The 24,433-nt window shown below is 42.7% G+C and carries 21 protein-coding genes and 6 pseudogenes; 8 read left to right on the top strand and 19 right to left on the bottom strand.

Annotation, left to right across the window (positions count from 1 at the left end; all coding sequences use genetic code 11):
- Positions 1–4 precede the first annotated feature (4 nt).
- The 11 genes and pseudogenes from fliP to fliF form a co-directional block, all read right to left on the bottom strand.
- Positions 5–748: a flagellar type III secretion system pore protein FliP gene (fliP, locus tag GKR74_RS14845; RefSeq protein ID WP_154604159.1), complete on the bottom strand. Its 744-nt coding sequence runs from the start codon at positions 746–748 to the stop codon at positions 5–7.
- A gap of 12 nt (positions 749–760) precedes the next feature.
- A complete protein-coding gene (fliO, locus tag GKR74_RS14840) occupies positions 761–1,258 on the bottom strand; it encodes a flagellar biosynthetic protein FliO (RefSeq protein WP_154604158.1) in 498 nt (165 codons plus the stop codon).
- A 2-nt stretch (positions 1,259–1,260) separates the two neighbouring features.
- Positions 1,261–1,677, bottom strand: a complete 417-nt coding sequence (gene fliN / locus GKR74_RS14835; protein ID WP_036951399.1) for a flagellar motor switch protein FliN — start codon at positions 1,675–1,677, stop codon at positions 1,261–1,263.
- A gap of 7 nt (positions 1,678–1,684) precedes the next feature.
- Positions 1,685–2,677 (bottom strand): annotated as a pseudogene (fliM, locus tag GKR74_RS14830) (flagellar motor switch protein FliM); the annotation flags it as partial.
- Between the two features lie 5 nt (positions 2,678–2,682).
- The gene (fliL, locus tag GKR74_RS14825; RefSeq protein ID WP_154604156.1) at positions 2,683–3,168 is read right to left on the bottom strand and encodes a flagellar basal body-associated protein FliL; all 486 of its coding nucleotides are present in this window, start codon (positions 3,166–3,168) and stop codon (positions 2,683–2,685) included.
- 162 nt (positions 3,169–3,330) lie between these two features.
- A complete protein-coding gene (locus GKR74_RS14820) occupies positions 3,331–4,776 on the bottom strand; it encodes a flagellar hook-length control protein FliK (RefSeq protein WP_154604155.1) in 1,446 nt (481 codons plus the stop codon).
- Positions 4,777–5,220: a flagellar export protein FliJ gene (gene fliJ / locus GKR74_RS14815; RefSeq protein WP_154604154.1), complete on the bottom strand. Its 444-nt coding sequence runs from the start codon at positions 5,218–5,220 to the stop codon at positions 4,777–4,779.
- 11 nt (positions 5,221–5,231) lie between these two features.
- The gene (gene fliI, locus GKR74_RS14810) at positions 5,232–6,596 is read right to left on the bottom strand and encodes a flagellar protein export ATPase FliI (protein ID WP_036951385.1); all 1,365 of its coding nucleotides are present in this window, start codon (positions 6,594–6,596) and stop codon (positions 5,232–5,234) included.
- A pseudogene (gene fliH, locus GKR74_RS14805) lies at positions 6,569–7,324 on the bottom strand (flagellar assembly protein FliH). Before fliH ends, fliI begins: the two are co-directional and overlap by 28 nt.
- Positions 7,317–8,309 carry a flagellar motor switch protein FliG gene (gene fliG, locus GKR74_RS14800; protein ID WP_006657530.1) on the bottom strand — a complete coding sequence of 331 codons (993 nt, stop codon included), beginning with the start codon at positions 8,307–8,309 and terminating at the stop codon, positions 7,317–7,319. The pseudogene fliH and the gene fliG overlap by 8 nt, the downstream one beginning before the upstream one ends.
- Positions 8,300–9,997: pseudogene (gene fliF / locus GKR74_RS14795) on the bottom strand (flagellar basal-body MS-ring/collar protein FliF). The gene fliG and the pseudogene fliF overlap by 10 nt, the downstream one beginning before the upstream one ends.
- Before the next feature lie 260 nt (positions 9,998–10,257).
- Here fliF and fliE point away from each other — a divergent pair.
- From fliE to GKR74_RS14775, 4 genes and pseudogenes are all read left to right on the top strand, one after another.
- A pseudogene (gene fliE, locus GKR74_RS14790) lies at positions 10,258–10,566 on the top strand (flagellar hook-basal body complex protein FliE); the annotation flags it as partial.
- A gap of 220 nt (positions 10,567–10,786) precedes the next feature.
- Entirely contained in the window at positions 10,787–11,203 is a 417-nt protein-coding gene (locus tag GKR74_RS14785; protein WP_154604151.1) for a hypothetical protein, read from the top strand.
- Between the two features lie 24 nt (positions 11,204–11,227).
- On the top strand, positions 11,228–11,641 hold the full coding sequence (locus tag GKR74_RS14780) for a hypothetical protein (RefSeq protein ID WP_154604150.1): 414 nt from the start codon (positions 11,228–11,230) through the stop codon (positions 11,639–11,641).
- A gap of 10 nt (positions 11,642–11,651) precedes the next feature.
- Positions 11,652–12,011, top strand: coding sequence for a hypothetical protein (locus GKR74_RS14775; RefSeq protein ID WP_154604149.1), 360 nt, complete (start codon positions 11,652–11,654; stop codon positions 12,009–12,011).
- Between the two features lie 84 nt (positions 12,012–12,095).
- Here the strand turns inward: GKR74_RS14775 and GKR74_RS14770 are convergent.
- The 3 genes and pseudogenes from GKR74_RS14770 to GKR74_RS14760 form a co-directional block, all read right to left on the bottom strand.
- Positions 12,096–12,572, bottom strand: a pseudogene (locus GKR74_RS14770) (DUF1097 domain-containing protein).
- A 269-nt stretch (positions 12,573–12,841) separates the two neighbouring features.
- The gene (locus GKR74_RS18025; protein ID WP_230089170.1) at positions 12,842–14,029 is read right to left on the bottom strand and encodes a YadA-like family protein; all 1,188 of its coding nucleotides are present in this window, start codon (positions 14,027–14,029) and stop codon (positions 12,842–12,844) included.
- 288 nt (positions 14,030–14,317) lie between these two features.
- Positions 14,318–14,800, bottom strand: a complete 483-nt coding sequence (locus GKR74_RS14760) for a DUF4822 domain-containing protein (protein ID WP_154604148.1) — start codon at positions 14,798–14,800, stop codon at positions 14,318–14,320.
- A 564-nt stretch (positions 14,801–15,364) separates the two neighbouring features.
- Here GKR74_RS14760 and def point away from each other — a divergent pair.
- On the top strand, positions 15,365–15,871 hold the full coding sequence (gene def, locus GKR74_RS14755; protein ID WP_154604147.1) for a peptide deformylase: 507 nt from the start codon (positions 15,365–15,367) through the stop codon (positions 15,869–15,871).
- 129 nt (positions 15,872–16,000) lie between these two features.
- On the opposite strand, the gene fliT is transcribed toward def, so the two are convergent.
- The 3 genes from fliT to fliD are packed head-to-tail and all read right to left on the bottom strand — an operon-like array spanning position 16,001 to position 18,219.
- The gene (gene fliT, locus GKR74_RS14750) at positions 16,001–16,390 is read right to left on the bottom strand and encodes a flagellar protein FliT (RefSeq protein WP_036951364.1); all 390 of its coding nucleotides are present in this window, start codon (positions 16,388–16,390) and stop codon (positions 16,001–16,003) included.
- A complete protein-coding gene (gene fliS / locus GKR74_RS14745) occupies positions 16,380–16,778 on the bottom strand; it encodes a flagellar export chaperone FliS (RefSeq protein ID WP_006657543.1) in 399 nt (132 codons plus the stop codon). Before fliS ends, fliT begins: the two co-directional genes overlap by 11 nt.
- A 4-nt stretch (positions 16,779–16,782) precedes the next feature.
- Complete coding sequence (fliD, locus tag GKR74_RS14740; RefSeq protein WP_154604146.1) at positions 16,783–18,219, bottom strand: flagellar filament capping protein FliD; 1,437 nt, start codon at positions 18,217–18,219, stop codon at positions 16,783–16,785.
- Positions 18,220–18,577: 358 nt separating this feature from the next.
- Between fliD and GKR74_RS14735 the strand changes: the two genes are divergently transcribed.
- Together GKR74_RS14735 and GKR74_RS14730 are read left to right on the top strand one after the other, a co-directional pair.
- Positions 18,578–19,720: a FliC/FljB family flagellin gene (locus tag GKR74_RS14735; protein ID WP_154604145.1), complete on the top strand. Its 1,143-nt coding sequence runs from the start codon at positions 18,578–18,580 to the stop codon at positions 19,718–19,720.
- 398 nt (positions 19,721–20,118) lie between these two features.
- Positions 20,119–20,835 (top strand): RNA polymerase sigma factor FliA, encoded by a 717-nt coding sequence (locus tag GKR74_RS14730; protein WP_336431341.1) that lies wholly within the window; start codon positions 20,119–20,121, stop codon positions 20,833–20,835.
- Between the two features lie 182 nt (positions 20,836–21,017).
- On the opposite strand, the gene GKR74_RS14725 is transcribed toward GKR74_RS14730, so the two are convergent.
- A complete protein-coding gene (locus GKR74_RS14725) occupies positions 21,018–21,458 on the bottom strand; it encodes a GNAT family N-acetyltransferase (RefSeq protein WP_154604144.1) in 441 nt (146 codons plus the stop codon).
- A gap of 304 nt (positions 21,459–21,762) precedes the next feature.
- Between GKR74_RS14725 and GKR74_RS14720 the strand changes: the two genes are divergently transcribed.
- Complete coding sequence (locus GKR74_RS14720; protein WP_225575016.1) at positions 21,763–22,125, top strand: hypothetical protein; 363 nt, start codon at positions 21,763–21,765, stop codon at positions 22,123–22,125.
- A 71-nt stretch (positions 22,126–22,196) separates the two neighbouring features.
- Here the strand turns inward: GKR74_RS14720 and GKR74_RS14715 are convergent.
- Positions 22,197–24,242, bottom strand: a pseudogene (locus GKR74_RS14715) (choline transporter).
- Positions 24,243–24,433 lie beyond the last annotated feature (191 nt).

The following is a 24,433-nucleotide window of genomic DNA, read 5'->3' as shown; positions in this document are numbered from 1 at the left end:
GCTCCTAATTAAAAAAGCTTTGGGAAAGGGAACCAAGTAGCAACTGCCAGCCATCGACTAACACAAATAGCATTAGCTTAAACGGTAATGAAACTGTCGCTGGTGGCACCATCATCATCCCCAGCGCCATCAATACGCTGACAACGACTAAGTCGATAATCAAAAATGGGATAAAGATAGTAAAACCAATCTGGAATGCCGTTTTTAGCTCACTGGTAATAAATGCCGGAATTAAAATACGCATCGGCACATCTTTGGCTTCTTGGATATCACCCACTTTGGCGATGCGGGCAAAGAGCGCTAAATCAGATTCACGGGTTTGCCCTAGCATAAAGGTACGCAGTGGCGCAGTGCCTTTTTCTAATGCAGTTTCTAGGCTAATTTTATCTTCGCTAAAAGGCTGATACGCCTCCCGATAAACCTGATCGGCAACCGGGGACATCACAAAGAATGTTAAAAATAAAGCTAAACCCAGTAACACTTGGTTTGGTGGCGCAGACGGCGTACCAAGGGCGTTACGGAGTAACCCTAATACGATGATAATACGGGTAAAACTGGTCATCATCAGCAACATTGCGGGGATAAAACCCAGCAAGGTTAAAAACAGTAACGTTTGAACGGGCAACGACCAAGATTGACCACCATCGGCTAATGTATGGCTGATCACGGCAGGCAATGCCGCAGAGGCAGATTGTGGCAGAACAAGTAACAGAGCGCTGATAATGGCAGCAGGTTTTAAAGGTGACATGGGCGCTTCCAGTTACTGTTTTTCAGGTGCCACAGCGTTAGCAGCATCCTGTTTTTTCTTGAAAATCGACTGAAACGTTAACGGTTCAGAGGCAAAGTTCACTACATCGTTTTCTAGTGGTGCAGGGTACTGGTGAAGCAAATTCACGGATTGTGATGTGACGCCCAGCACTAAATATTCGTTATTCACTTCCACCACGACAACACGCTCTTTGCCACCGAGAGTACAACGACCTTTCACATTAATCAGTTGCTGTTTCACAAGTGGATTACGTCCAAACCCAAATGTCTTAAACAGCCACGCACCCAGTAAGATCAGTAAAATGATCCCACCAAGTGCCCCTGAAATCTGCGCTAAGCTATCATTTTGGTTGATAGCTTGTGCGGAGTTACCTTCGCTGTTGACGGTGCTGGTCAAAAAAGGCTTTTGAGTGTGCGCCGAATCAACCTGTGAAGGTGGTGTCTGCAAGGACACCTCGGTTTGCAAAGATACCGCTGTTTCGTCAGGCATTTCTAGCGGCTCAAGCGACGCATACGTTCTGATGGCGTGATGATGTCAGTGATACGAATACCATAATTGTCAGACACCACGACCACTTCACCTTGGGCAATTAAATAACCGTTGATCAAAATATCCAGCGGTTCGCCTGCTAAACCATCTAAAGAAACCACAGAGCCTTGAGACAGGCTCAGTAATTTTTTAATTGTCATTTTGGTGCGACCCAGTTCCACCGATAGGCGAACAGGAATATCCATGATCATATCGACATCAGATAACTGATTTAATGGATTTTGTCCGTCGAAATTATCGAAATTTTGCATACCTGCGGAGGCGGATTCCGCTTGTTTTTGCTGTTCCAGCGCCTCAGCCCACAGATCCTCTTCATTGTGGTTGGTTGATGCATCAAGAGAATTCTTCGCCTCACTCATTGGTACTTTCCTCATCTAGAGTGTTTAAAACAGGATTAATCAAATGTTCCACACGCAGCGCATACTGGCCGTTTTGGGTACCGTATTGACTGGTTAATACTGGCACGCCATCAACATTGACGATAAGACGGTCAGGTTTCTCGATAGGGAGCACATCCCCTTTTTGCAGTTGCAGTAAGCGAGAAATACGCAGCGGGATCTCAACCAAATTGGCAATCAGTTCAAGTTCTGAACGTTTTACTTGCGTGACTAAGTTAGTTACCCACGCTTCATTTTCTTGATGCCCTTGCTCCATTGGTGGGTTAATTAACCGCTCACGCAATGGCTCAATCATGGCAATAGGGATACAGATACTGAATTCACCAACGGTATTACCAATTTCCACTAAGAACGGGGTGGTAACCACGATATCGTTCGGGGAAGTGGTGATGTTGGTGAATTTAACTTGGATTTCAGAACGCACATACTCGACTTCAACGTCCGCAATCGGCTTCCACGCATCACGATAAGCGCCTAAAGCCAGCTTCAGCATACGGTTGATAATGCGTTGTTCTGTATTGGTAAACTCTTTACCTTCCGAACGAACAGGGAATCGACCATCTCCCCCAAACAGGTTATCCACGGCGATGTACACTAACGCAGGTTCGAAAGTGAACAGTGCGGTACCACGAAGCGGTGGCATGTGGATCAAGTTCAGGTTGGTTGGAACTGGCAAGTTACGCGCAAATTCATGATAAGGTTCGATTTTAATGGCGCCAACCGTGATATCTGGGCTACGGCGCAACATGTTAAACAACCCCATACGGAACTGACGGGCAAAACGCTCATTAATAATTTCCAAGGACTGCATACGTTCACGAAATACCCGACGTTGGGTATTCGGGTCATAAGGGCGAACGTTGTCTTTGCCTTGGAGATCCGTTGATGGCTGGTTGCTTGATGGCGCATCATCATTGAGTAGCGCATCAATTTCAGCCTGAGATAAAATATTATCGCTCATGGGTCTTACCGCAGAATAAAAGTAGTAAATAACACGTCTGAAATATCCTGATCGGTATCGCCTGGGATCAGGGTAGGGGTAAGTGTCCCCTTAATATCTTTCATTAATTGCAACTTACCCTCGTTAGTACCCATGTTTTTAGATTGCTGTTCTGACAGCAATAACAGTAGGCGACTACGCACTTCTGGTAGGTATTCATGAAGTTGCTTACGCGACTTTTCATTCGCTAGACGTAAGGTGATGTGGATATAGAGCACGCGATCTGCCGCATTGTTTACCCCTGGCAGGTTAACGGTAAACGGTTCTAACTCCATAAAAATCGGTTGAGGCATATTTGGGCGTTTTTCTTCCCCATTCACAGTCTCCTGCGCCTCTTGTTTTGTCGTCCACCAGCTGTAACCACCGAAACCTGCACCGGCTAAGGCAATGAGGGCAAATAGCAAAATTAACCCTTTGTTCGAACGTTTAGATTGATTGCGTGAAGACGACATGTTGCAAAATTCCTGTTGTAAATGCCAAACCCATACGGAGTTTTATACTTTATGATCTCTAGCATTATCCCTAGATTGGGAAGAGTTAAAGGAGTGAAAAACGAAACAAAAAGGCGGTAACTCGACGCTTTAGACCTGAAATTACCGCCATTAGATTATTTCTTAGGCAAAGGTATTAATTCCACCTTGATGTGTTGGCAATTTAACCCCACTCACGCTGGCATGAGATTCACTGATACCAACCGCGCCCATTGATGAATGGGTCGGCTGAATTTGCCCATCATGTTGGCGAGATTGCTGATCAGCGTTTGATTGACCGCTAAAGTTATCTTGCCCCACTGAGCCTTGGGCCAAATGAATACCACTTTCCTGCAGCGCACTGCGCAGGACTGGCATCATGCTTTCCATCGCAGCACGAACATGGCTATGTGGAGAAACGAAGTGCATCACGGCTTGATTATCTTCGATACGCAAATGCACATTGAGAGAACCTAACTCTTCAGGATGTAAGCGAATTTGCGCTTGAGAAACCCCTTGGCGAGAGAAAAACAGCATTTGCTGGCTAAGTTGTTGCTGCCAAGCTTCAGTACCAAACGGCGTAGCAAAGTTCATGGTTGGCGTTGGCATCGCAGGTGTTGCTGTTGGCATTGGTGTGGCCGATGGTGTTGCCATAATGCCTGCAACATGGGTTACCGTCGGTGTTGCGGTATTGCTAAATGCGCCACTTTCAGCTTGAACACTAAAAGCCCCTTTAGCGCTGTTTTGCAGATTCTGGGTATTTTCAGCCGTCGCACTGGTGATTTGTGACAATGATTCTGTGCCCGGCGCTTTTTTACCGAGGGACATCGCATCTTGATTCAGATCTTTCGTTGGGATTGCGCGTGGATTGTCCAATGCAAATAACGCCTGATCGCGACGTTCACCGACTTCTTTTTTGCCCATTAAAGCGAGCGTCGGTTCTTCTGCTTCCCCGGCGAGCTGTAATTGTGCGCCAGCCAAGGTTTTATCATCAAATGGCGTTACGTTACGTGCCACATCCGTCAGTTGTTGCAGCGTTTGTGTGAACGGAGTTGCAGAGGGTTTCTCTGTGCTGGTTTGCGGGTTAGCAGCCGCTTGAATACGTTCATCCATGGCTTGTTTTAATTGGCTGATTAAGGCTTGTTCATCGCCTTGTTTACCTGTTAATAGCTCCGCTTGCAGTGGTGATTGTGCATTAATATCACGACGGAAATTCAGCTGCGCTAAGGTATTTTCAGCTTGTTGTTTTTGAGCTAACTGATTTTGAATGGATTCTTTTTCAGCTAACTGATTTTCTGTGGTTGCGATTTTGTCCGTTGCTAATGGTGCGTCAGTGGATTTTTCTGAATTGGCTGTGGCTGCATCAGATTGTTTTTGCTCACTGATCTGTTGGTTCAAAGGTGTTTCGTTAGCACTGCCATTGAGCGCAGGGGCGCTATCGCCGTTTTTTTCTGGTGATTGCTGGTTTTCAAGCATGGCCTGAAAAGGGACGGCAGGCGCTTGGTTTTCATCAATTTGCTTGTCTCGCGGCTGTTCCTTCGCGGTGTTAGCGGCAGGGGTGACCGGCAACAGGTTTGCATTGACGTCCATTTATTGGGTTCTCCGTAAAGTCGCGCGTTGAGCAAATTCATCCATCTGCTTTTGCTCTAAGCGATTTTGACGTTGGTTTTGAGTGTGTTCTGCACGCTGGATCAGGGTATCGAACGCATTGACGCGTTGCTGTTTTTCTTGCCAATGACGATTGGCGTCACTGACGCGCTGTTCCCAGAGCGTTAATTGCTGTTGTTGCTGCTCGATAGTCAGTTCCAAAGTCACAAGAAATTGCTGATAGTTCTGCCATTTGTCCGAGTCCATGCCCGTGTGCAATGTTTGGTTTAATTTCTGCCGATATTCTGACTGATAGTTTTCCAACATGTGCAACTGCTCCGCCATTTGCGTGTGCGTTTGGCGAACTTGAGCAAGGACTTTAGCCGCTTCCTCTGAGGCATCTTCTGCTAAGCTCAGTAAGGTCGCTAATGCATGACTATTGGACATCGCATTCCTCGTTATTCATTGGGAACAACATGAGCCAGTTGTTCACAAGCGGTTTGATAATCACAACGTTCATCAATATCTTGCTGTAAAAACTTCGACATTCTTGGGTAATACTGAATTGCGGTATCGAGCATTGGGTCGCTGCCCATGGCATAAGCGCCGACGTTAATCAGGTCACGGTTACGTTGATAGCTGGAGGTGAGCTGTTTAAAGCGCTGGATCTTACGATAATGTTCTTTGGCGATAAGCTCCGTCATGGCACGGCTAATGGAGGCTTCAATATCAATGGCAGGGTAGTGCCCAGATTCTGCCAATGAACGTGACAGAACAATGTGTCCATCTAAAATCGCGCGTGCGGAGTCTGCAATTGGGTCTTGTTGGTCATCCCCTTCAGTCAACACGGTATAAAAGGCGGTAATCGAGCCGCCGTTTTTCCCATTACCCGCACGCTCAACGAGGGCTGGTAATTTCGCAAAAACGGACGGTGGATAGCCTTTGGTTGCTGGGGGTTCACCAACGGCAAGCGCAATTTCACGCTGTGCCATACTGTAGCGTGTGAGTGAATCCATGATCAGCAATACGCTTTTGCCTTGGTCACGGAAATATTCCGCAATACGGGTAGCGTAAGATGCACCTTGCATCCGTAGTAACGGCGAAACATCTGCAGGCGCGGCGACGACAACGGCTCGGCGTAACCCTTCGGCACCTAAGATATTTTCAATAAAGTCTTTAACTTCGCGCCCACGCTCACCTATCAGCCCGACGACAATAATGTCTGCTTGAGTGAAACGCGCCATCATGCCGAGTAAGACGCTTTTACCGACGCCGGAACCTGCAAACAGTCCCATACGTTGGCCGCGACCGACAGTTAGCAGCGAGTTAATCGCTCGCACGCCCACATCTAAAATATCGTGGATTGGCGTACGCTCCAGCGGGTTGATGGACGGCGTGATCAACGGCGCACGTTGTTTGGTTTCAAGTGGTCCTTTGCCATCCAGAGGAGTCCCTTGGGCATCTAATACGCGCCCAAGTAGTTCATTACCAAGTGGCAGCAGGCGACTCGTTTGTCCGTCTTCTCCAGACGTTTGCGCATACACGCGCGCACCCGGCGAAATACCTTCGAGGTCGGAGAGCGGCATCAACAACATGCGAGGTCCGTTAAAGCCAACCACTTCGCAGACAACTTCGTCAGTGCCACCATTAATAATGCGTTCGATATAGCAGGTGGCGCCTAAAGGCATTTTAATGCCTTCGGCTTCCATCACGAGACCTGTAATTTTGGTCAAACGTCCATAGCGGCGTACCATCGGAATGCCTTTCATGCGTGACTCTAAGTCATCGAGAGACGCTATCCAACGGCCGAGTCTCGCAGTCATGACAAGCTCTCCGGTGCATATAGACGGCATAATTCTTGCCAGCGAGTGGCGACCGTCATATCAATTTCACCATCTTCAGCGACCACGCGACAGCCACCCATATGCAGGCTTGGGTCGGCGACTAAGCGCCAGCCATTCAAGTCTAACAATGAGCCTAAGTGTTGTTCGATAAGCGCCACATGATTCGGGTTCACATGCAGTTCAGGCTGGCTCGCAAATATTGGTTTTTGTTGCATTAAATGGCTAATTTCTTCTAATAGCGCGGTACCATCACACACGGTAGATTGCCCCAATACTTGCTTCGCGGCGGTTAGCGCGATTTGCAGCAATTTGGTAGTAACTACCGTGTCAAAGGTATCCAGCGAATAGTGAAATTCTGATAACAGTTTTTGCCACGTTTCAATCACCGGTTGCTGAAGGGCGAGGGCTTGCTCGCTCCCTTGCTGCTCACCAGAACGTAAACCTTCCGTAAAACCGGCCTGATAACCCTCTTTTTGACCTTTTTCAAAGCCTTGTTGGAAGCCCGTTTTCTGGGCATCCTCTTTGATGTTATCCAGCAGGTTGATCTGCTCGAGCACTTCTTTTGGCTCTAAGCAGGGGACTTTCGGCGTGTTCGGTTCAGGAACATCATTCAACGGCGGGATAGCCGATGAATTCAAATCCCATTGATTAAGTTCCCGTAACTGCCAAGGTTGCCATTGCTGATTATTTTTGGATGTATTAGACATACACGTCGTCTCCACCACCAATCGCGATTTCGCCTTTCTCCATTAAGCGGCGAACAATCATTAGAATAGCCTTCTGCTCGGTTTCCACTTGTGACATACGAACTGGCGCTCGAGATTCCAGATCGTCGCGAACAATCTCGGCTGCACGCGCTGCCATATTGTTGAGGAAATGGTCGCGCAGAGCTTGGTTGCTGCCTTTGAGGGCAATAACCAGCGAGTCGGTAGAAACGTCTTGCAGAATGCGCTGAATGCTGCGGTTGTCCACTTCGATAAGGTTTTCGAACAGGAACATTTCGTCGATAATGCGCTGAGCCAGCTCACCATCGTAATCACGCATGGCATCGATAACGCTTTCTTCTTGCTGATTTTTCATCAGGTTGATAATTTCTGCCGCGGTTCTTATGCCACCCATTTTGCTGCGCTTGAGGTTCTGACCGTCTAGCAGGTTATTTAGAACTTCGGTCAGTTCAGCTAATGCGGCTGGCTGAACGCCACCAAATGTTGCAATACGCAGCATAATGTCGTTACGTTGGCGCTCTTCGAACAGCTCTAAAACATCGGCCGCTAAGTTGCGTTTTAAGTGAACCAAAATTGTAGCGATGATCTGTGGATGTTCGTCGCGAATAATATCGGCAACCGTTTGTGGTTCCATATAGTTGAGGCTTTCGATACCAGAGGTAGTCTCTTGCTTCTCGAAAATATCTTCCAAAAGGCTGGCTGCACGTTCTTCCCCAAGCGCTTTGACCAATACCGAACGCAGGTAGTCGTTGGTGTTGATATTGAGGGCGGCAAACTGAATTGCCGACTCTTCAAACTCGGTGAGCACTTCCGCCAGTTCGTTGTTGGAGATTTGGCGCATGTTGGACACCGCCATACTCAACTGCTGAACTTCTTTGGGATTCAGGTGCTTAAACACTTCCGCTGCCTGATCTTCGCCGAGTGTCATCAACATTACGGCGCTTTTTTCTGTTCCAGTTAAATTCATTGGGATTTTCCTAACCACTGACGGATAACCATTGCCACGACTTGTGGGTCTTTCTCTGCCATTTCACGAATACGCTGGCTTTGAATTTCAGCGCTAACACGTTGACGAGTAAGACGGCGACGGGTTTTCTCGTCCATATCTTCACTAATTTCTTCTTCCACCACGAACGGCGCTTTGACTTGAGATGCATTAGCAATGGACATTTCAGCATCGATTTGCGCTTGTTGGGTTTTACGATATTTCACCCACTGAGGTTTGATACCGAAGCGCCACATAAACCAAGCAATCAACGCGATCAGCAAGATTTTGCCGTAATCTAACGCTTGGCCAATCACTTGCGGGTTATTCAACAACGAAGGCTCTTCAACCACTGGCGTATCGTCAGTAAATAAGGAGTTCGTAATGTTGATGGAGTCGCCACGCTGCGGGGAATAGCCCATCGCTTCACGGGTTAATGCATCAATTTGTTGCAACATTTCTGGCGGGAGCGGCTTCATTTCTGGGCCTTTCTCACCTTCTTGGGATTGGTAATTGACGATCACCGCAACAGACAGTCGATCAACGACACCAATTTGGCGCTGTGTGTGACTGATTTTGCGATCCACTTCGTAGTTTGTGGTTTCATCACGCTGGGTATTGAGGGTGCCATTACGGTTATTCCCGGCAGTTTTCCCATCGGTGCTTTCTTTATTAGCATCAATCGGTGCGCTCGGTGCGCTTACTGGTTGGTTCGATAATGCGCCCGGTACGCCACTTGGGCCACCGTTACTGTTTTGCAGACTTTCGCTGTTCTGGCGAGAACGAACCGCAGCCGCATCAGGGGTTTGGTTTGGCTTGTACTCTTCAGAAGTCTGCTCAACTTTTGAAAAATCCATCTGCGCAGTGACTTGCGCGTGAATATTGGCACGACCGACTAATGGCGACAGAATATCTTCAATGCGCTCTTTAAGATGGGCTTCCATCTCTTTGGTCATTTTGATTTGTGCGCTATTGGCAGATTGCTGGCTATTATCGTTGTTGGTGAGTAGGCGACCCGTTTGGTCGACAATGATCACGTTGGCGGCGGTTAAGCCTGTCACGCTGCTGGAAACCATGTGAACGATAGCGCTAATTTGCCCTTCATCCAACATTCTGCCCGGCAATAAACCGACAGTGACCGAGGCGGTCGGCAGTTTTTGTTCACGGACGAATAAGGTTGGTTTAGGGATAGCTAAATGGACTCGAGCGCTTTGAACTGGGCTGAGAGATTCGATGGTACGAGACAATTCCCCTTCAAGGGCGCGCTGGTAGTTGATTTGCTCGCTAAATTGGCTGATACCAAATTGTTCTTTATCAAGCAGTTCAAAACCGGTATTTCCGCCTTTCGGTAGACCTGATTGCGCCAGTTTCAAACGTAATTCATGGACTTTATCAGCAGGCACAAGAATAGCGCTGCCGTTATCCGCGATTTGATAAGGGACGTTCATCTGGGTCAATTGACCGACAATATCGCCACCATCTTTTGCGCTAAGGTTACTCAGCAGCACGCGATAGTCAGGGCTACGGAACCAGAGGAGCAGGGCGACAATAATAGATATCGCAGCAGCACCGGCAATAATTAACGGTATTTTCGGGTCGGCTTTGATGCTTTCGATCAGTGAGGCAAAACCTTTTTTGGCCTCCCCCGTATCTTTAGATGCGGTACTCATAAATATTCCCTGCTATGCAAACTAAACGGATGAATATACGTTTGGTGAAACAATCTTATTTCCCTCTTCGTAACCTCATTTTTTTACGCTGCTATTATTTATTGTCTTGATGCAATCTAATGACGGAATCAGCCTATAATTTTGGTGTTATTTATCGGCTTCAAGTAAAAAACGGTGTGGTAGGGTAGGCAAACTAAAATTCGTGACGGCAATTTTTTGCTCAATTTACCGTTCAACCGAGATTAACTGAAGAGAACAGAATGACGATTCAAGCGATTGAAGGGGTGGTTTCCCAACTAAATGTGATGGCGACTCAAGCGGCACATAACACCAAACCCGTTGTAGAGCCGGTGGGTTTTGCCGATCACTTAGTGGCATCCGTGAACAAAATCAATGAAACTCGCGTGCAATCTGCACAAAAAGTGCAGGATTTCACCCTCGGTAAGCCTGATGTTTCATTAAATGATGTGATGGTCGATATGCAAAAAGCCAGCTTGAGCCTACAAATGGGCATTCAGGTGCGTAATAAGCTGGTGGCAGCGTACCAAGAGATTATGTCAATGCCGGTGTGATTATCATTCTTTAATATTTATGTATTGATAAAAAACGCAGGCAATGTCTGCGTTTTTTATTTGTTTTTAAATTGCGAAGTAGGCATCAATAAATAAGTTAATCTATTATTATTCCCCTTTACCATTTTAAATCTAATAATTTCTTACTCATGTAGGGTGAATGGGTAATACACTAAATTAGTGTTTATTTTATGAACTCAATAATAGTGGGTATATTATGAATAATAATATTGATGAAAGTTATAGCCGAGATAATGTTATTAACAAAAGAGATTATGAAAGTGTTATTAAAAAAGGTACGTTCTTTATATTAAATAGTAGTGGTGAAACCATTAATTCTATTATCGTAAGTTATTATTCTGGGTTGAAAGAAAATAAAACGACACAACGAATTAGCAAGCTAGAGCATTTAGAAATGGCAGAGTCTGGATGTGAATTTACGTACACTGTAATGGCGTGGAGTCATACGGACTATTGGGATGTTGATTTTAAAATATCAACAGGAAAAATCATATCTTATAGAAAACAAGCCTGTAATATCCGGCATTGGGATAATGGTATTGTGATTATTAATATAGTTAAGAATTTTAAATTGCTTATAAAATTTTCGAATTCAGGTGGTTGTCATAGTTAATTTTTCAATAAAGATTGGAGAGAAATGGATAACGTAATAGAAAAAGCGATTTCAACTAACCATACTGGTTATTTTTATGTGATGAACTGCTCTTTACAGGAGCTACAATCTGTTAGTGTCACACATTCTACAGATTATCCTCATAGCATGCTTCATATTACTGCTGATTACAGTAACCTAAAAAATATGAACACAACTAAATTGGGATATTCATTTCCATATGAAACAGGCTTTTTATCCCACTTTGATTACTGGACTGTTGAGATAGAAACAGCATCTGGATACAAATATAAAACTAATGATTATTTTCTTTGTAACCTGAGTTACGACGATGATGGTTTTGTGTATATGGCTATTCTTCCTGATTTATCAGTTCATACTATTTTTTCTTATTCAACAGGATGTGTGAATCATTTGATAAATAATTTTTCTAAATAAGGTTTATGCAATGAATAAAAAAATAATTTTACTAAGTTGTATGTTGTTCTCAAGTTTTTCCATGGCGGAAAAAATTAATATTAATAGGGCATTTTCAGATAATTGTAATACCTACATCAATAAAGAAAAAAGAATTTCGACTATCACATTAGGTGAACAAGATGTATTTAACAAAAGAGCATTTTTCACAATAACTCTACGTGATGGTGATTCGGACACAAAAGAAATATCTATATTGGAATCGGTTGGGAACGAGTATGGTAGAGCAATGTTCCAGCTGATGAACACTGCATATTTATCAAATTCAAATATTAAAATAACGCGTTGTGAACTCAATAAAATTGCAGGTGCTTCAATAGCCTATAAATAAAAAGTCAGTTTTTTTGATAGCTAGAGGGTAATCAATACCCTCATTTTTATAATTCTCTTAGATCTTCCTGATATAAAAATATATTTATTTTATACATCAGGAAGTGCTATCCAGTTTTTTGACTAACCAGAGACCACTTTGTTTCATTGCGTAGCCAAATAAAACGCCGACAATAAGCGACGGGATAGTCAGTTGCCAATTACCTTGCGCTGCAAAGGTTGCACAGGCACCGATAAAGGTTCCAGGAATATAGGCCAACCACGATTTTTGGGCTTGAAAGCACATGATAAAAGCGATAATCGTGGTCACAAAGTAGCCTGCAAAATTAGGTAGGTCATGGGTGAGTTTATCGCTATGAATAATGACTAATCCCCAAACAACACCACTTAAAGCCGTCAGTGCAGTGACAAGCAATCCCTTTATCCCTTCTTTGGGATAAGCAAAATAAGCCGTGCAGCCTAAAAAGCCCGCCCAACTGATCAAGCCAAAGAGATCAGCAACCCATGCCCATAACCCAGAAAGAATTGCAGTCGTTAATGATAGAGAAAAAAGTAGTTTCACAATGCGTACTTCATGAATAAGTTAAGATAACAAATTTGAGAAAGCTGAGCATTGTATAGAGGGATTTTAATTGTTGCAATTAAATGATGGATAATTATTGTGGAGAAAAGACATAATGTATAAGTTAAAAGTGTTATGGATGATTTGAAATCAATTTTAGAAAATTGAATGGATATATTGATAATTAATCGTTAAATAAAAATTAGCATCAATTTACATTGATGCTAATAAATATGGCAAGAAGAATAAAGATAATTATTGGATGGAAATTACCAACCGTAAGCAATACCTGCACCAATAACTGCGCTATCAGAATTATTCCAAGAAATAGAGCTACGGACGTTTAAATTTTGTTTGATTTGATATTGAGCGCCCGCGGCAATGGCTTTACCATTCTTAAAGTTACCTGCGCCTAAACCCATACTAAAACGGTTGCCGGTAATATAGGGAATATTGCTCATTGCAGCAACAGAGGCAATACCTGCATTGGCATCACGAGCAGTTTGGTTGATTTTACTTTCCATTCTTTCAAATCTAGAATCAATTTGCTTAAAGTGTTGAGTATGTAATTTGTCTTGTTTATCGAGTTTATCAAAACGATCAATATTCAGCATTTGCTGATTACGTAAAATTAAATCAGCATGAGCTTTGCTATTTACTTCTGCCTCTTCAATATTCTGAAGGGTTGCTGTATTGCTCTCTTGGATTTCTTTATCAAGTTTCTTTATTTCTGCATTAAGTCGTTTGGTTTCTTCAAGGTTTTTTTCACTGACATCATTAATTAGAGAGTTAATAACCACTTCACTATTAAATAATTCTTTGTCAGTATATTTTTTGCTTTTTATTTCATTGTTTTTAATATTCCCCTCAAGTACAGAGACGGAATTTTCTAATTCCTTAATAGAATCAAGTGTTTTCATTTGATTTTCAAGGTTTATTTTTTCATTGATGCTACTAGTATTATTTAAATCAGAAATTGATATGTTTAACATATTAATGTCATCAGTGTTATTTCTAACTCTTTCATCGAGAGAATTTGAGTTGCTTTGTAAGAATATGGGTGGATTATTATCCGGCGATATTGGTGGATAGTATAATTGGCCAATTGGCGAGCCAGTGTGAGAGTAGGGAGGAGATGGAGGGGTAGAGCCGGGTAATGTTGAGGTTGGTGAACGACTTGGTGTTTGTGGTGCTGACTGTTGCATCATTGGCGATAAGCTTTCTGCAGCAAAGGTACTGATGTCAATGATAGGGGCCATTTCCTCAACGATATTGGCATATTTTTTTATTTTAGCTTTTTGAATATCGATGATATTTCGATTATCTTCATGCCGGTGTTCTGGATAATCATAAGGTGCATTAATCGCATCTTGATAACCAGTTAAAGCAAGGGATTGAGAAGATAAGGACGTGAGGATCACCATACTTAAAGTACTTAATAGTAATTTGTTTTTCATAACGAAATTTCCATATAACGAATAAAAATCATAAAGGAATAATTGAGGTAAATTCTTCTTAAGAAAAAACGTTGAAATAATAATTTGTATTTTTTAAAAAATAAAATCTGTTTTTATTTTTAATTAACTCGGAAAAATCGTGTTGGATTAGGATTAATACAATGGAATTGATGGCGGGAATAAAGTGTAATTGTGGAGAGTTTTAAATTAATTTAAAGATTAATTCTTACCATACTAATAATTTAGAGAAAGGGGAATATTAAATACATTCCCCAATCATGGTATAAACTATTTTTTCACTTTATGGACGATATCAAAATATTTGGTTTTATCATCCTGTGATGGGTAGATGCGGTAAGTATACTCTTCCGGTGTCACAGTCACGTTTTCAACCACACGAGTAAACAGCACTTCACCTTTGTCATCTTTGGCCGTTAATGAACGGGTTTTACCATCTTCGCTGAATGACCAATCACCTTGCATTTTAGGCGCCCCCTCAAGGGTTAGCATCTTAAACGTGCCATCAGGGAAATACTCTGCAAGCCCAAAGAAGTTCGCCACTTGTTTATCTGTTGCAGGCACCTCTTTTTTATCTTGATCGACAGCTTGAGTAGTTACCCAGACTTTATCAATCATAATTTCTTCATAGGCATTGGCTTTTTTCGCGCTAACGGCTTGCTTTGCAACAGGTGCCGTTGAGTTAGCTTGAGCCGTAAAAGCAGCAGTGGTGGACATCACAATCAAGGCGGCAATAATCGGTTTTAATTTCATAAGAACTCCATTTATTAAGATTAGAAATGTGAGTAACAAAATCGAACAGGTCTTCATCATTAATTAAACAGCGAACAAAGCAAAGGTAAGAATTATGATTAAGTATTAAAAACGTAAGCTTACGTTGGGTTATGTATTTAAAGAAAAGGGGGTATCAGCAAACAAAACTCGGCTTATCCCATGTAATTTTTCTGTTAAAAACAGTATTAAATAGAAAGTCGAAATAAAATTATAGCTAAGCTATCTAATCAGTGTTAATTCAGATTTATATTTTGGTCAGTTCATCATGAAAAATTTACAAATACTATTTTTTGCGGATTCTCCGATTTCGATAAAATGTGTTGGGTTTTGCCTGTAGACAGGGGTTATACGGAGAATTTTCTGGTGATTTCAGATGTATTTTGTCTTAGATCATGTTATTTTTCTGTGAAATTTTCATCTCCAAGCCACTTTGCCATTTTTTGCATCTTTTGTGGGTAAAAAAAGGACGATACTTTAATACATAAATTTGTATGAAAGAGCATGGGCTTGAGTAAAAGTAATTGAATCAACAGGATTTTAGCTATGGCAGTAAGAGAAATTATTGAAATTCCAGATGAAAGATTGCGTATTCAGTGCAGTCCCGTTACGGATTTCGCAGCAGTACAAACATTGGTCGATGACTTAATTGAAACCATGTACAGCACTGATAATGGTATCGGGCTGGCGGCAACGCAAATCGCCGAAACCAAAGCCATTATGGTGATTGATATTTCAGAAGAACGTAATGAGCCAATGGTATTTATCAACCCTGAAATTATTGAGAGCGAAGGGGAGACAAGCTATCAAGAGGGGTGTTTATCCGTACCGGATGTTTACGCGGATGTACCACGCTTTTTGCGTGTGAAGGTGAAGGCGTTTGACCGTGACGGCAAGGAGTTTGTTGTCGACAGTGACGAGTTTTTAGCGATTGTCATGCAACATGAAATTGACCATTTAAACGGTAAAGTGTTCATCGACCACTTATCCACGTTAAAGCGCAATATGTTGTTGAAAAAGCTTAAAAAGCAGCAAAGATTAAAACAGCAGTAAGTTCCCGTCTATTTTACGGCTTCCCGAGACCCAACAAGTGTGATTCGGGGAGCTGCTATTGTGTTCTTGGTGCCAATTGAGTTGTCCTATTAAGTTAAGCGTCAGGTGAACTGCCTGACACTTTACCGTTTACTCGAGAGGTTTAATAACCCTTGGAGCATCGGGTTGATCAAATTGGCCGTAGCTATTATTCAATACCTTTTGTTGGTCGAGCTGTTTGATTTCTTTACTTAAAAAATTCAAATGATTTTGTAAGTGTTCTTTTGTCACTCGTTCGTTTTCAATGATCTGGTGTAGTAACTGCACAAAGTCGTCAGTAATAGGTTGTTCCTGCTCATATTCTTGAGTCAGAGCCGTTAAATTCTCAACGGCAAGGACATATTCAGTTTCTCGGGAGATTAATGACTCCCATTCCCCTGATTGTGCGAGCGAAACTAAGTTTTCACTTAATATTAAGACATTACGATATATTTCAAGTAAATAGAGAGGATTTTTATTGTCCACCTGGTTATCTTTCATCCACATTTGCACCGATTTGTTGCCATGCAGAGGCGATATCGGAGAGTAATTGGTAAACTTCTTGGACATAAGTCACGTTGTTTTCTATGTTGGCGCGGAGCAATTGCCGCGTCATGTATTCATACAAACTCGCTAAATTTTCAGCAAGTTCGCCACCAGCCTCGTAATTTAGCGATTGTTTTAATCCCGTGTCAATGATGTCGATTGCTTTTGAGATTTCTTTACCCTTTTCAGCAATGTTTCCCTGCTCCATAAAAATCTCTCCCCGTTTAAGGGCACTTAAGGCCCCTTTAAACAGGATTTGGATCAGTTGATACGGGGTCGCATTGGCGATTTCACTCTCCAAACTGACCTGCTGATAGGCTTGATTAGCTTTACGTTGATACATACGGTTAACCTAAAAGTCTGCCTAATGAACTGCTTGTGCTGTTCAGTGAACTCATCATCTTATCGAGGTTTTGGAACTGACGACGATAGATATCCATGGTGTTTTCAATTTGTTTATTGGTTTGTTCGATACGTTTATCGATGCTTTTCTTTTTCTTCTCTACGCCATCAGTGGCGTTATGCAGCGTGCCTTCTTTGCTATCTAAGGTATCCTTTAAGAAATTAAAGTTTTCGGTCGCAAATCCAGTTTTTTCACCATCGCCGGCAAAGAAAACTTTTACGCTTGATGGGTTATCTTTTAGGGCAGCATCGAGTTTTTTATTGTCGATTTCTAACGTACCGTCCAGTTTTTGTTTAATCCCCATTTTATTCAGCAGGTTTAATTCGCCGCTATCTTGTGGACTACGCACTTGGGTACGTAAGGTGCTTTGAATTGCACGCAAAGTGGAATCACCAATTAATGGACCATTAGTTTTATCCGGTGCAGTACCTTTTTCAGTAGGGGTATATTTAGTGAGCTCTTTGGCTAAGGTTTGGAATTCATTATAGGCATCCACCCACGCTTTAATTTTGCCTTTAGCCGGTTCAATATCTTCAGAGATAATTAAATGTTCTGATTTACCATCTTCACTCTCTTTCTTTAAAGACAGGGTTAAACCAGGAAATAGGTCTTTCGCTTCATTAGTTTGTGACTCAAGGTCAAAACCATCGATAGTTAATAGTGCATTTTGCGGTGGAACTTTTTGCTCCATACCACTTGTCGCTTTGTCTTTAATGATGACGTTGCCTGTTGAATCAATTTCCGATTCAACATTTAAAATTTTAGCCAGTTCATCATCACCACTAACATTAATGCTCATGCGGTTGTCTGTACCCGCTTTTTTTGATGTTACAACGAGGTGGTATTGATTATTTTTATCTTTAATAACAGAGGCAGAAACACCTTTATCGGTTTTATTAATGGCGTCCGCAATCTCGATTAATGAAGTGTGTTCATTATCGAGTTTGATAACAATCTTATCTTTATCTTCTTTTTGTGAAGGTTGGGTAATGGTAATAGTGCGTTCTTTATTACCGTTACCTAATAATTTTTTATTGTCAGGTATGTCTTTGGTGGCAATAGTTTGCGCTTTTGCCAGCTGGTTGACTTTAACATCATGCACACCTGCTACTGCTTTACCATCGGTTTTTACATCAAAGGCTTTATATTCACCACTCACTTTAGTGGTGCTGATATCTTCGTATTTCTTAAGATCTTCCGCCGCTTTTTTTAGTTTTTCTAATGAAGATTGCATCTTACCAAATGCACTGATTTGCGCATCATAGCTGGCTTTTTGCTGCGTTAATGGGTCGAGACGACGTCTTTCCATTGCCTCTAATTGATCCATTTGCACATTTAAGTCTAAGTTAGCCCCGATACCAAGTGTGGATATGCCTGCCATAAATCTCTCCTGAATATAAACCCTGAAAATAAATTCGTATTTAGTCCTTTATCGGCGAATTGGGGAAAAATATTAGACTATTCTGAGAAATAATAATGGAAGGAGTTAAACCGTAAAAAGCAGGTAATTAGGCTTATTGAATAAAAATGATAAGGACATTAACCATAATTGAAGGGTTTAATAAAAAATTTAGTGTGAAAAAAGCTGATTCCAGTGCGCTTTTGACAATATGCGTGAAAAATTTTTATAAAAATGGCTAAAGGGGTTTTGGGTGCCGCCGATAATGTTATTGCTGACAACATTTACCGAGTTAAGCCAGCGTGCTTAATCGACTATTAAGATAAAAAGGACATACATTATGGCACAGGTTATTAATACCAACATTCTGTCTCTGACTACTCAGAACAACTTAAACCGTTCTCAAGGCGTACTGGGTACTGCGATTGAGCGTTTATCTTCTGGTTCACGTATCAACAGCGCAAAAGATGACGCTGCAGGTCAAGCAATCGCTAACCGTTTCACTGCAAACGTTAAGGGTTTAACTCAAGCAGCACGTAACGCAAACGACGGTATCTCTATCGCACAAACCGCTGAAGGCGCAGTTAACGAAATCAACGATAACTTACAACGTATCCGTGAACTGACTGTTCAAGCGAAAAACGGTTCTAACTCTGATTCAGACATCAAATCTATCCAAGACGAAGTTAAGCAACGTATGGATGAAATCAACCGTATTTCTGAACAAACTCAATTCAACGGTGTTAAAGTTTTAAGCCAAAACACTAAAATGACTGTTCAAGTCGGTGCTAATGATGGCGAGAAAATCGATATCGATTTACAAAAAATTGACCGTAACACTTTAGGTTTAGAAAAATTCGACCTGAGTGTGAGTGAATTTGGTAAATCTGCTAGCTCAGTAAAGGTTACTGCTGGCGCGGTGACAACTAACCAAAAACTGGATACTTCAGCTTTAGATAAAGATGTTAAAGATGGTAAATATGCATCTTATGAAGTGTTACAAGCAGTTGGTGCTGATGGTAAAGTTGATGACACTAAATTGGTAATTAAAACCACTGATAAAGATGGTACTGTTAAACACTTAAATGCAACAGTTGAGTCAGAGAAAGATGCTACTACTCCTGCTGATGCAAAGATTGATGGTACTGCAACAATTACATTAGCAGCGGGTGCTACCGCAGCAACAGGCCGTACTCTGGATGAAGCAAACAAAAACCCATTAGCTGCATTAGATAGCGCATTATCTAAAGTTGATGGTCTGCGTTCTTCACTGGGTGCTATCCAAAACCGTCTGCAATCTACTATCAACAACCTGAACAACTCTGTTAACAACCTGAGCGCAGCACGTAGCCGTATCCAAGATGCTGACTTCGCTACAGAAGTTTCTAACATGAGCCGTGGTCAGATTCTGCAACAAGCAGGTACTGCTGTGTTAGCGCAAGCTAACCAGGTTCCACAAGGTGTTCTGAGCCTGTTACGTTAATTCGTGATCGGTTTCTGAGATTAAAGGCCAGCAATGCTGGCCTTTTTCATGCCCGTCATTCTTCGCATTACAGCGTTGTTGGCTGCACTAAATTACCCTAGTCACATACTTCAGTATGCTCCTAGGGATAATCCAGCTTGCCGCCTAGCTGCAACACGAATTATTTAGGGCGCGCTTTGGCATTGTTAAGGTCAAAAAAAAGGTCAAAAACAAGGTCAAAGGCAAGGGCAAGGGCAAAAGAAAAAGCAAAAAATAGACTCAAAAAATATTGGGCTCCATCAAATTTATTTAGGATAAAAAGAATAACGGCTGATTTAGTGCCTTACTCTGCGGATTGAAATTACGCGTAACACAGATAATGGCTACCTTTAGTTAAAACTTGAAGGGTGATTCAGGTTGTGAGTGATTTATATACTGCCGAAGGTGTCATTAATAAAAATAGCCTATGGGAGCGTTATTACCCTCTAATACGCCATGAAGCCCTGAAACTGCAAGTCCGACTTCCTGCCAGCGTTGATATCGATGACCTAATCCAAGCGGGTGGCATCGGGTTACTCCACGCATTAGAACGTTTCGATGCCTCATTAGGTGCCTCTTTTGCCACTTACGCTGTGCAGCGGATCCGCGGATCCATGCTCGATGAACTGCGTAGCCGTGACTGGGTTCCTCGTAGCGTGCGTCGCCAAGCGCGAGAAATGACCAAAGCCATTGGTGAACTTGAGCAAAGCCTTGGGCGCAGTGCGACAGAGCCTGAAATTGCCAAAGCGCTGGATATCGATTTGGCGGAATATCGCCAAGCGCTGCTTGATACCAACAATAGCCAACTGTTCTCCTACGATGAATGGCACGAAGTGCATGGTGAAAGCTGCGAACCTTCGATGGATGAAGACGATGGCGGCAACCCACTGAGTTTACTGATGGAATCCAGCCTGAAAGACCAAATCGTGGCGGCAATAGAACAATTGCCAGAGCGTGAAAAAATGGTACTGACGCTGTATTACCAAGAAGAGCTGAATTTGAAGGAGATAGGTGCGGTGTTGGAGGTGGGGGAGTCAAGAGTTAGCCAGCTTCACAGTCAAGCCATTAAGCGTCTTCGTTCTAAGTTGAGATCGTAGCTCGTCATACTTCGAACCACAGCGTTGTTGGCTGCTCTCAGCTACCCGAATCACATACTCATGTATGCTCATCGGGATATCTTCGCTTGCCGCCTAGCTGTGAATTCGAATTATTTAGAGCTATGTTTGGATAAGGTCAAGGGTAAGGGCAAAATCAAAGGCAAGGGAAAAACCAGAATATTTTAGGATTTCATTTTGTCTAGAAAGCTTTTGGCGGAGATATGCCACGTGTTGGGGCAGGGATTGAAGCCGAGTTTGGGGTAGGTGTTTTGGGAGTAGGGGGTGGAGCGAAAAATTAAATGACACTCGGGGGGAAGCTCCTCGGCGGTTAGGCGCAGTAAATGCTTACCGACACCTTGATGAAGATACTGAGTATCTACCGCAATTTCAGAGATATAGCAGCAAAAACTAAAATCCGTGATCGCGCGAGCGAAACCCACCACCTGCTCATCCACCCAAGCACTGATCAACAAATCTGCATTATTTAACATCGAATCCAGCAACGCGACATCGTCAGTGGGCACAAACGTATCCAGTGGGGATTGCTTCAATAAATTCAAAAAATCATCCACCGAAATCGAATGGTTCACTTTATACGTGATGTGGCTATTCACTGGCTCCATGTCATTCCCTCATAAATAAAAACGCTAATATAGTTTTAGTTCGAAATCATGAAAATTGCCTGTTTTTGTTTGTATTTTTGCGTGATGACATTGCGCTATTTGATGGAGAGTAATGAAAGCAATAGATAAAAATGCAGAAATAATCACTATGGATGTTAGTAAGTATTCAATCAATTGATTTTATATCTAATTATTTATAACTGATTAATAAACAATAAATTTTAAAAATCAAAAATATATTTTCTACACCGATAGGTTGTAAGTGCATATAATGCCAAATTATGCATTTACAGTAGGTATCCATATGTTCAAAAAGGTTATTGTTGTCTTTTTTCTTGTTTTCTGTGCTCCTTTTGGCTTTGCCACCGACTTGTCATTTAAAGAAAAATCACCCGTTGATCGCTTATATCATGAAAACTACCAAGGAATGGACTCACTGCGGGAAGAGCAGAAGTTCAAATTTGACCCGAAATTAAAAATTGCTCAGCAAGATCGTAGCTATCAATCGCTACTCGAACAGCGAGATGAAGATGAAAAATCCTTGCTCAATCACATCCGCCCTTGTGATATCAACCCAACGGCGGCAGGCTGCCCGGGGCATTTATCGTGGATGAATAACCCGCGCGAGCTTCAATCCATGCTAGAGCAAAAATATCAGAATGAATAATTAGCATTTCTCGTATTGCAAACAAAAGGCGCTTATTGGGCGCCTTTTGCATTGTTTAAATAATCAGCTCCCTATCAATTTCCTTCGGGAAAGGTCAATGTCGCCCCCGGTGCTTCGCGGCTTAAATGAATAAAATTCAAATGTTTCTCATACTGGTCGAGGATATCGCTGATCACCTGTTCTTTGGTGTAATCCATTAAATCGTTAGCTTGGGTGCCTTCCCATAAATAGGTTTCAAGGCGGTAATAGTGGGATTTCCCTGAACGAGCGCGGTAGGTAAAGCTTGGCACCGTATAGCGACGCGGCCAGATTTGGTAGATAAAGCTTTGCTCTTCTTCTAAATCGACCACTAACTCTAAATGATTAAGTCGCTCTTCTTCGGCAAGAGAATGGATCGCAAATTCCACTTTAGCGCCACGCAACTCTAGCTCTTTCGCGACATCTTGCATTGCAGGAATACAGACTAAATCTAACATCCGTTGGGTATAGGTGGTGCCCGGGAAATTCATCACGCGTCCCAGACGCTGTTTCCACTTAATGGGCTCATTACCATACAGCGGCGCAGGGGCGTTGGTATTAATGGCACTGACGCGGCGATAATCTTCAAACCGCAATGACTTATACAGCCCCGCCATAATAAAGAAGATCACAAAACTAAACGGCAGCCCCATAATCACGGTGGTATTTTGCAGGGCGGGCACACCATCGGTCATTAACATCCCAAGGGTGAGTAAACCAATGGCTACTGACCAGAAAATTCGCAGCCAATTAGGGGAATCGTGATTAATGTCGCTCAGTTTTGAGGTGAAATTCCCCAGCACGAGTGAGCCTGAATCCGCAGACGTCACGTAAAACAGTAACCCTGTAATGGTGGCAACGGAGGCGGTTAATCCAAACCCGGGATATAACTCGAGTAGGGAATAAAATCCTTTTTCGGGAGCCTCTAATACCGTTTCGGCCAACGCTTTATTGCCATGAATAATTTCATATAGAGCGCTATTACCAAAGATAGAGAGCCAAAGTAGCGTGAAGACAAACGGGATGATCAGCGTGCCAATCACAAACTGGCGAATGGTGCGACCACGGGAAATTCGTGCCAAAAACAGCCCAACAAAAGGCGACCATGCTACCCACCATGCCCAGAAAAACAGCGTCCAGCTATTCATCCAGTCAGTCGGTCTATCAAACGCAAAACTGTTCAGGGTCATGCCCATAAAACGGTTCACATAATCTCCGACGTTGAGTACCAGCGCGTTGAGCAGAAATTCAGTATCCCCTACAAATAAGATAAACAGGATTAGCCCCAATGCCAGCAGCACGTTGAGTTCCGAGAGAATGCGGATCCCTTTATTGACTCCCGATGTGGCGGAAATCACCGCCATGACAACCGAAAGGAAAATCAGCCCACCTTGCACCGTTAGCCCTTGGGGAAGGTCAAACAGCACTTTTAGCCCGTAATTGAGCTGTACCACGCCAATACCGAGGGTAGTGGCGATGCCGAAAATCGTCCCAAGCACGGCGGCAATATCGACGGTATGACCAATCGGTCCGTTAATTCGATTACCAAAAATCGGATATAGGGCAGAACGGATGGTTAATGGCAAATTATAGCGATAACTAAAGTACCCGAGCGCGATGCCCATCAAGGCGTACATTGACCAGCCCGTGAGTCCATAGTGAAACAGTGTCCACACCATCGACTGACGAGCCGCTTCAAGGGTTTCGCCTTCACCCGTTGGCGGTAACATATATTGAGTGACGGGTTCAGCCACCGAGAAAAACATCAAATCAATGCCAATCCCCGCGGCAAACAGCATTGCCGACCAGCTGAGTAAACTAAATTCCGGTTTGGATTGTTCTGGTCCCAGTTTGATATTCCCAAAGCGCGAGGTCGCGATAAAAATCACAAAAACGATATATAACGTGGCGGCGAGTAAGTAATACCAGCCGAAGGTTTTTGACACCCAACCCAGTGTTGCAACAATCCATTGATTTGCGGTGTCAGTCATCAGAATGGTGAAAAAAGAAAACGCCAGTATTAAGGCGGCGGAGGTAAAAAAAACAACGTGATTAAGTTGGTCTTTCTGCCCATTTTTTGGACTTTTTGAATTTGTCATTGGCAGTTCCACAGTTTTATCTGGATGAAAATTTAAAATGAAATTATTTACTAACGCATTGAATTATTAGTAAATATTTAAAATTTCACGGGTATCTCCTCGAGTAATTTGTGAATGAATTGTTGTAAACCATAGTTAATATTGATTGAACATTCAATTAAAAAATCGTTTAATGAATGGGTTCAATGGTC

Origin of the sequence: Providencia sp. wls1914 (assembly GCF_009706645.1) — a bacterium.
GTDB lineage: Bacteria > Pseudomonadota > Gammaproteobacteria > Enterobacterales > Enterobacteriaceae > Providencia > Providencia zhijiangensis.
This window is presented reverse-complemented; position numbering and strand designations above follow the sequence as displayed.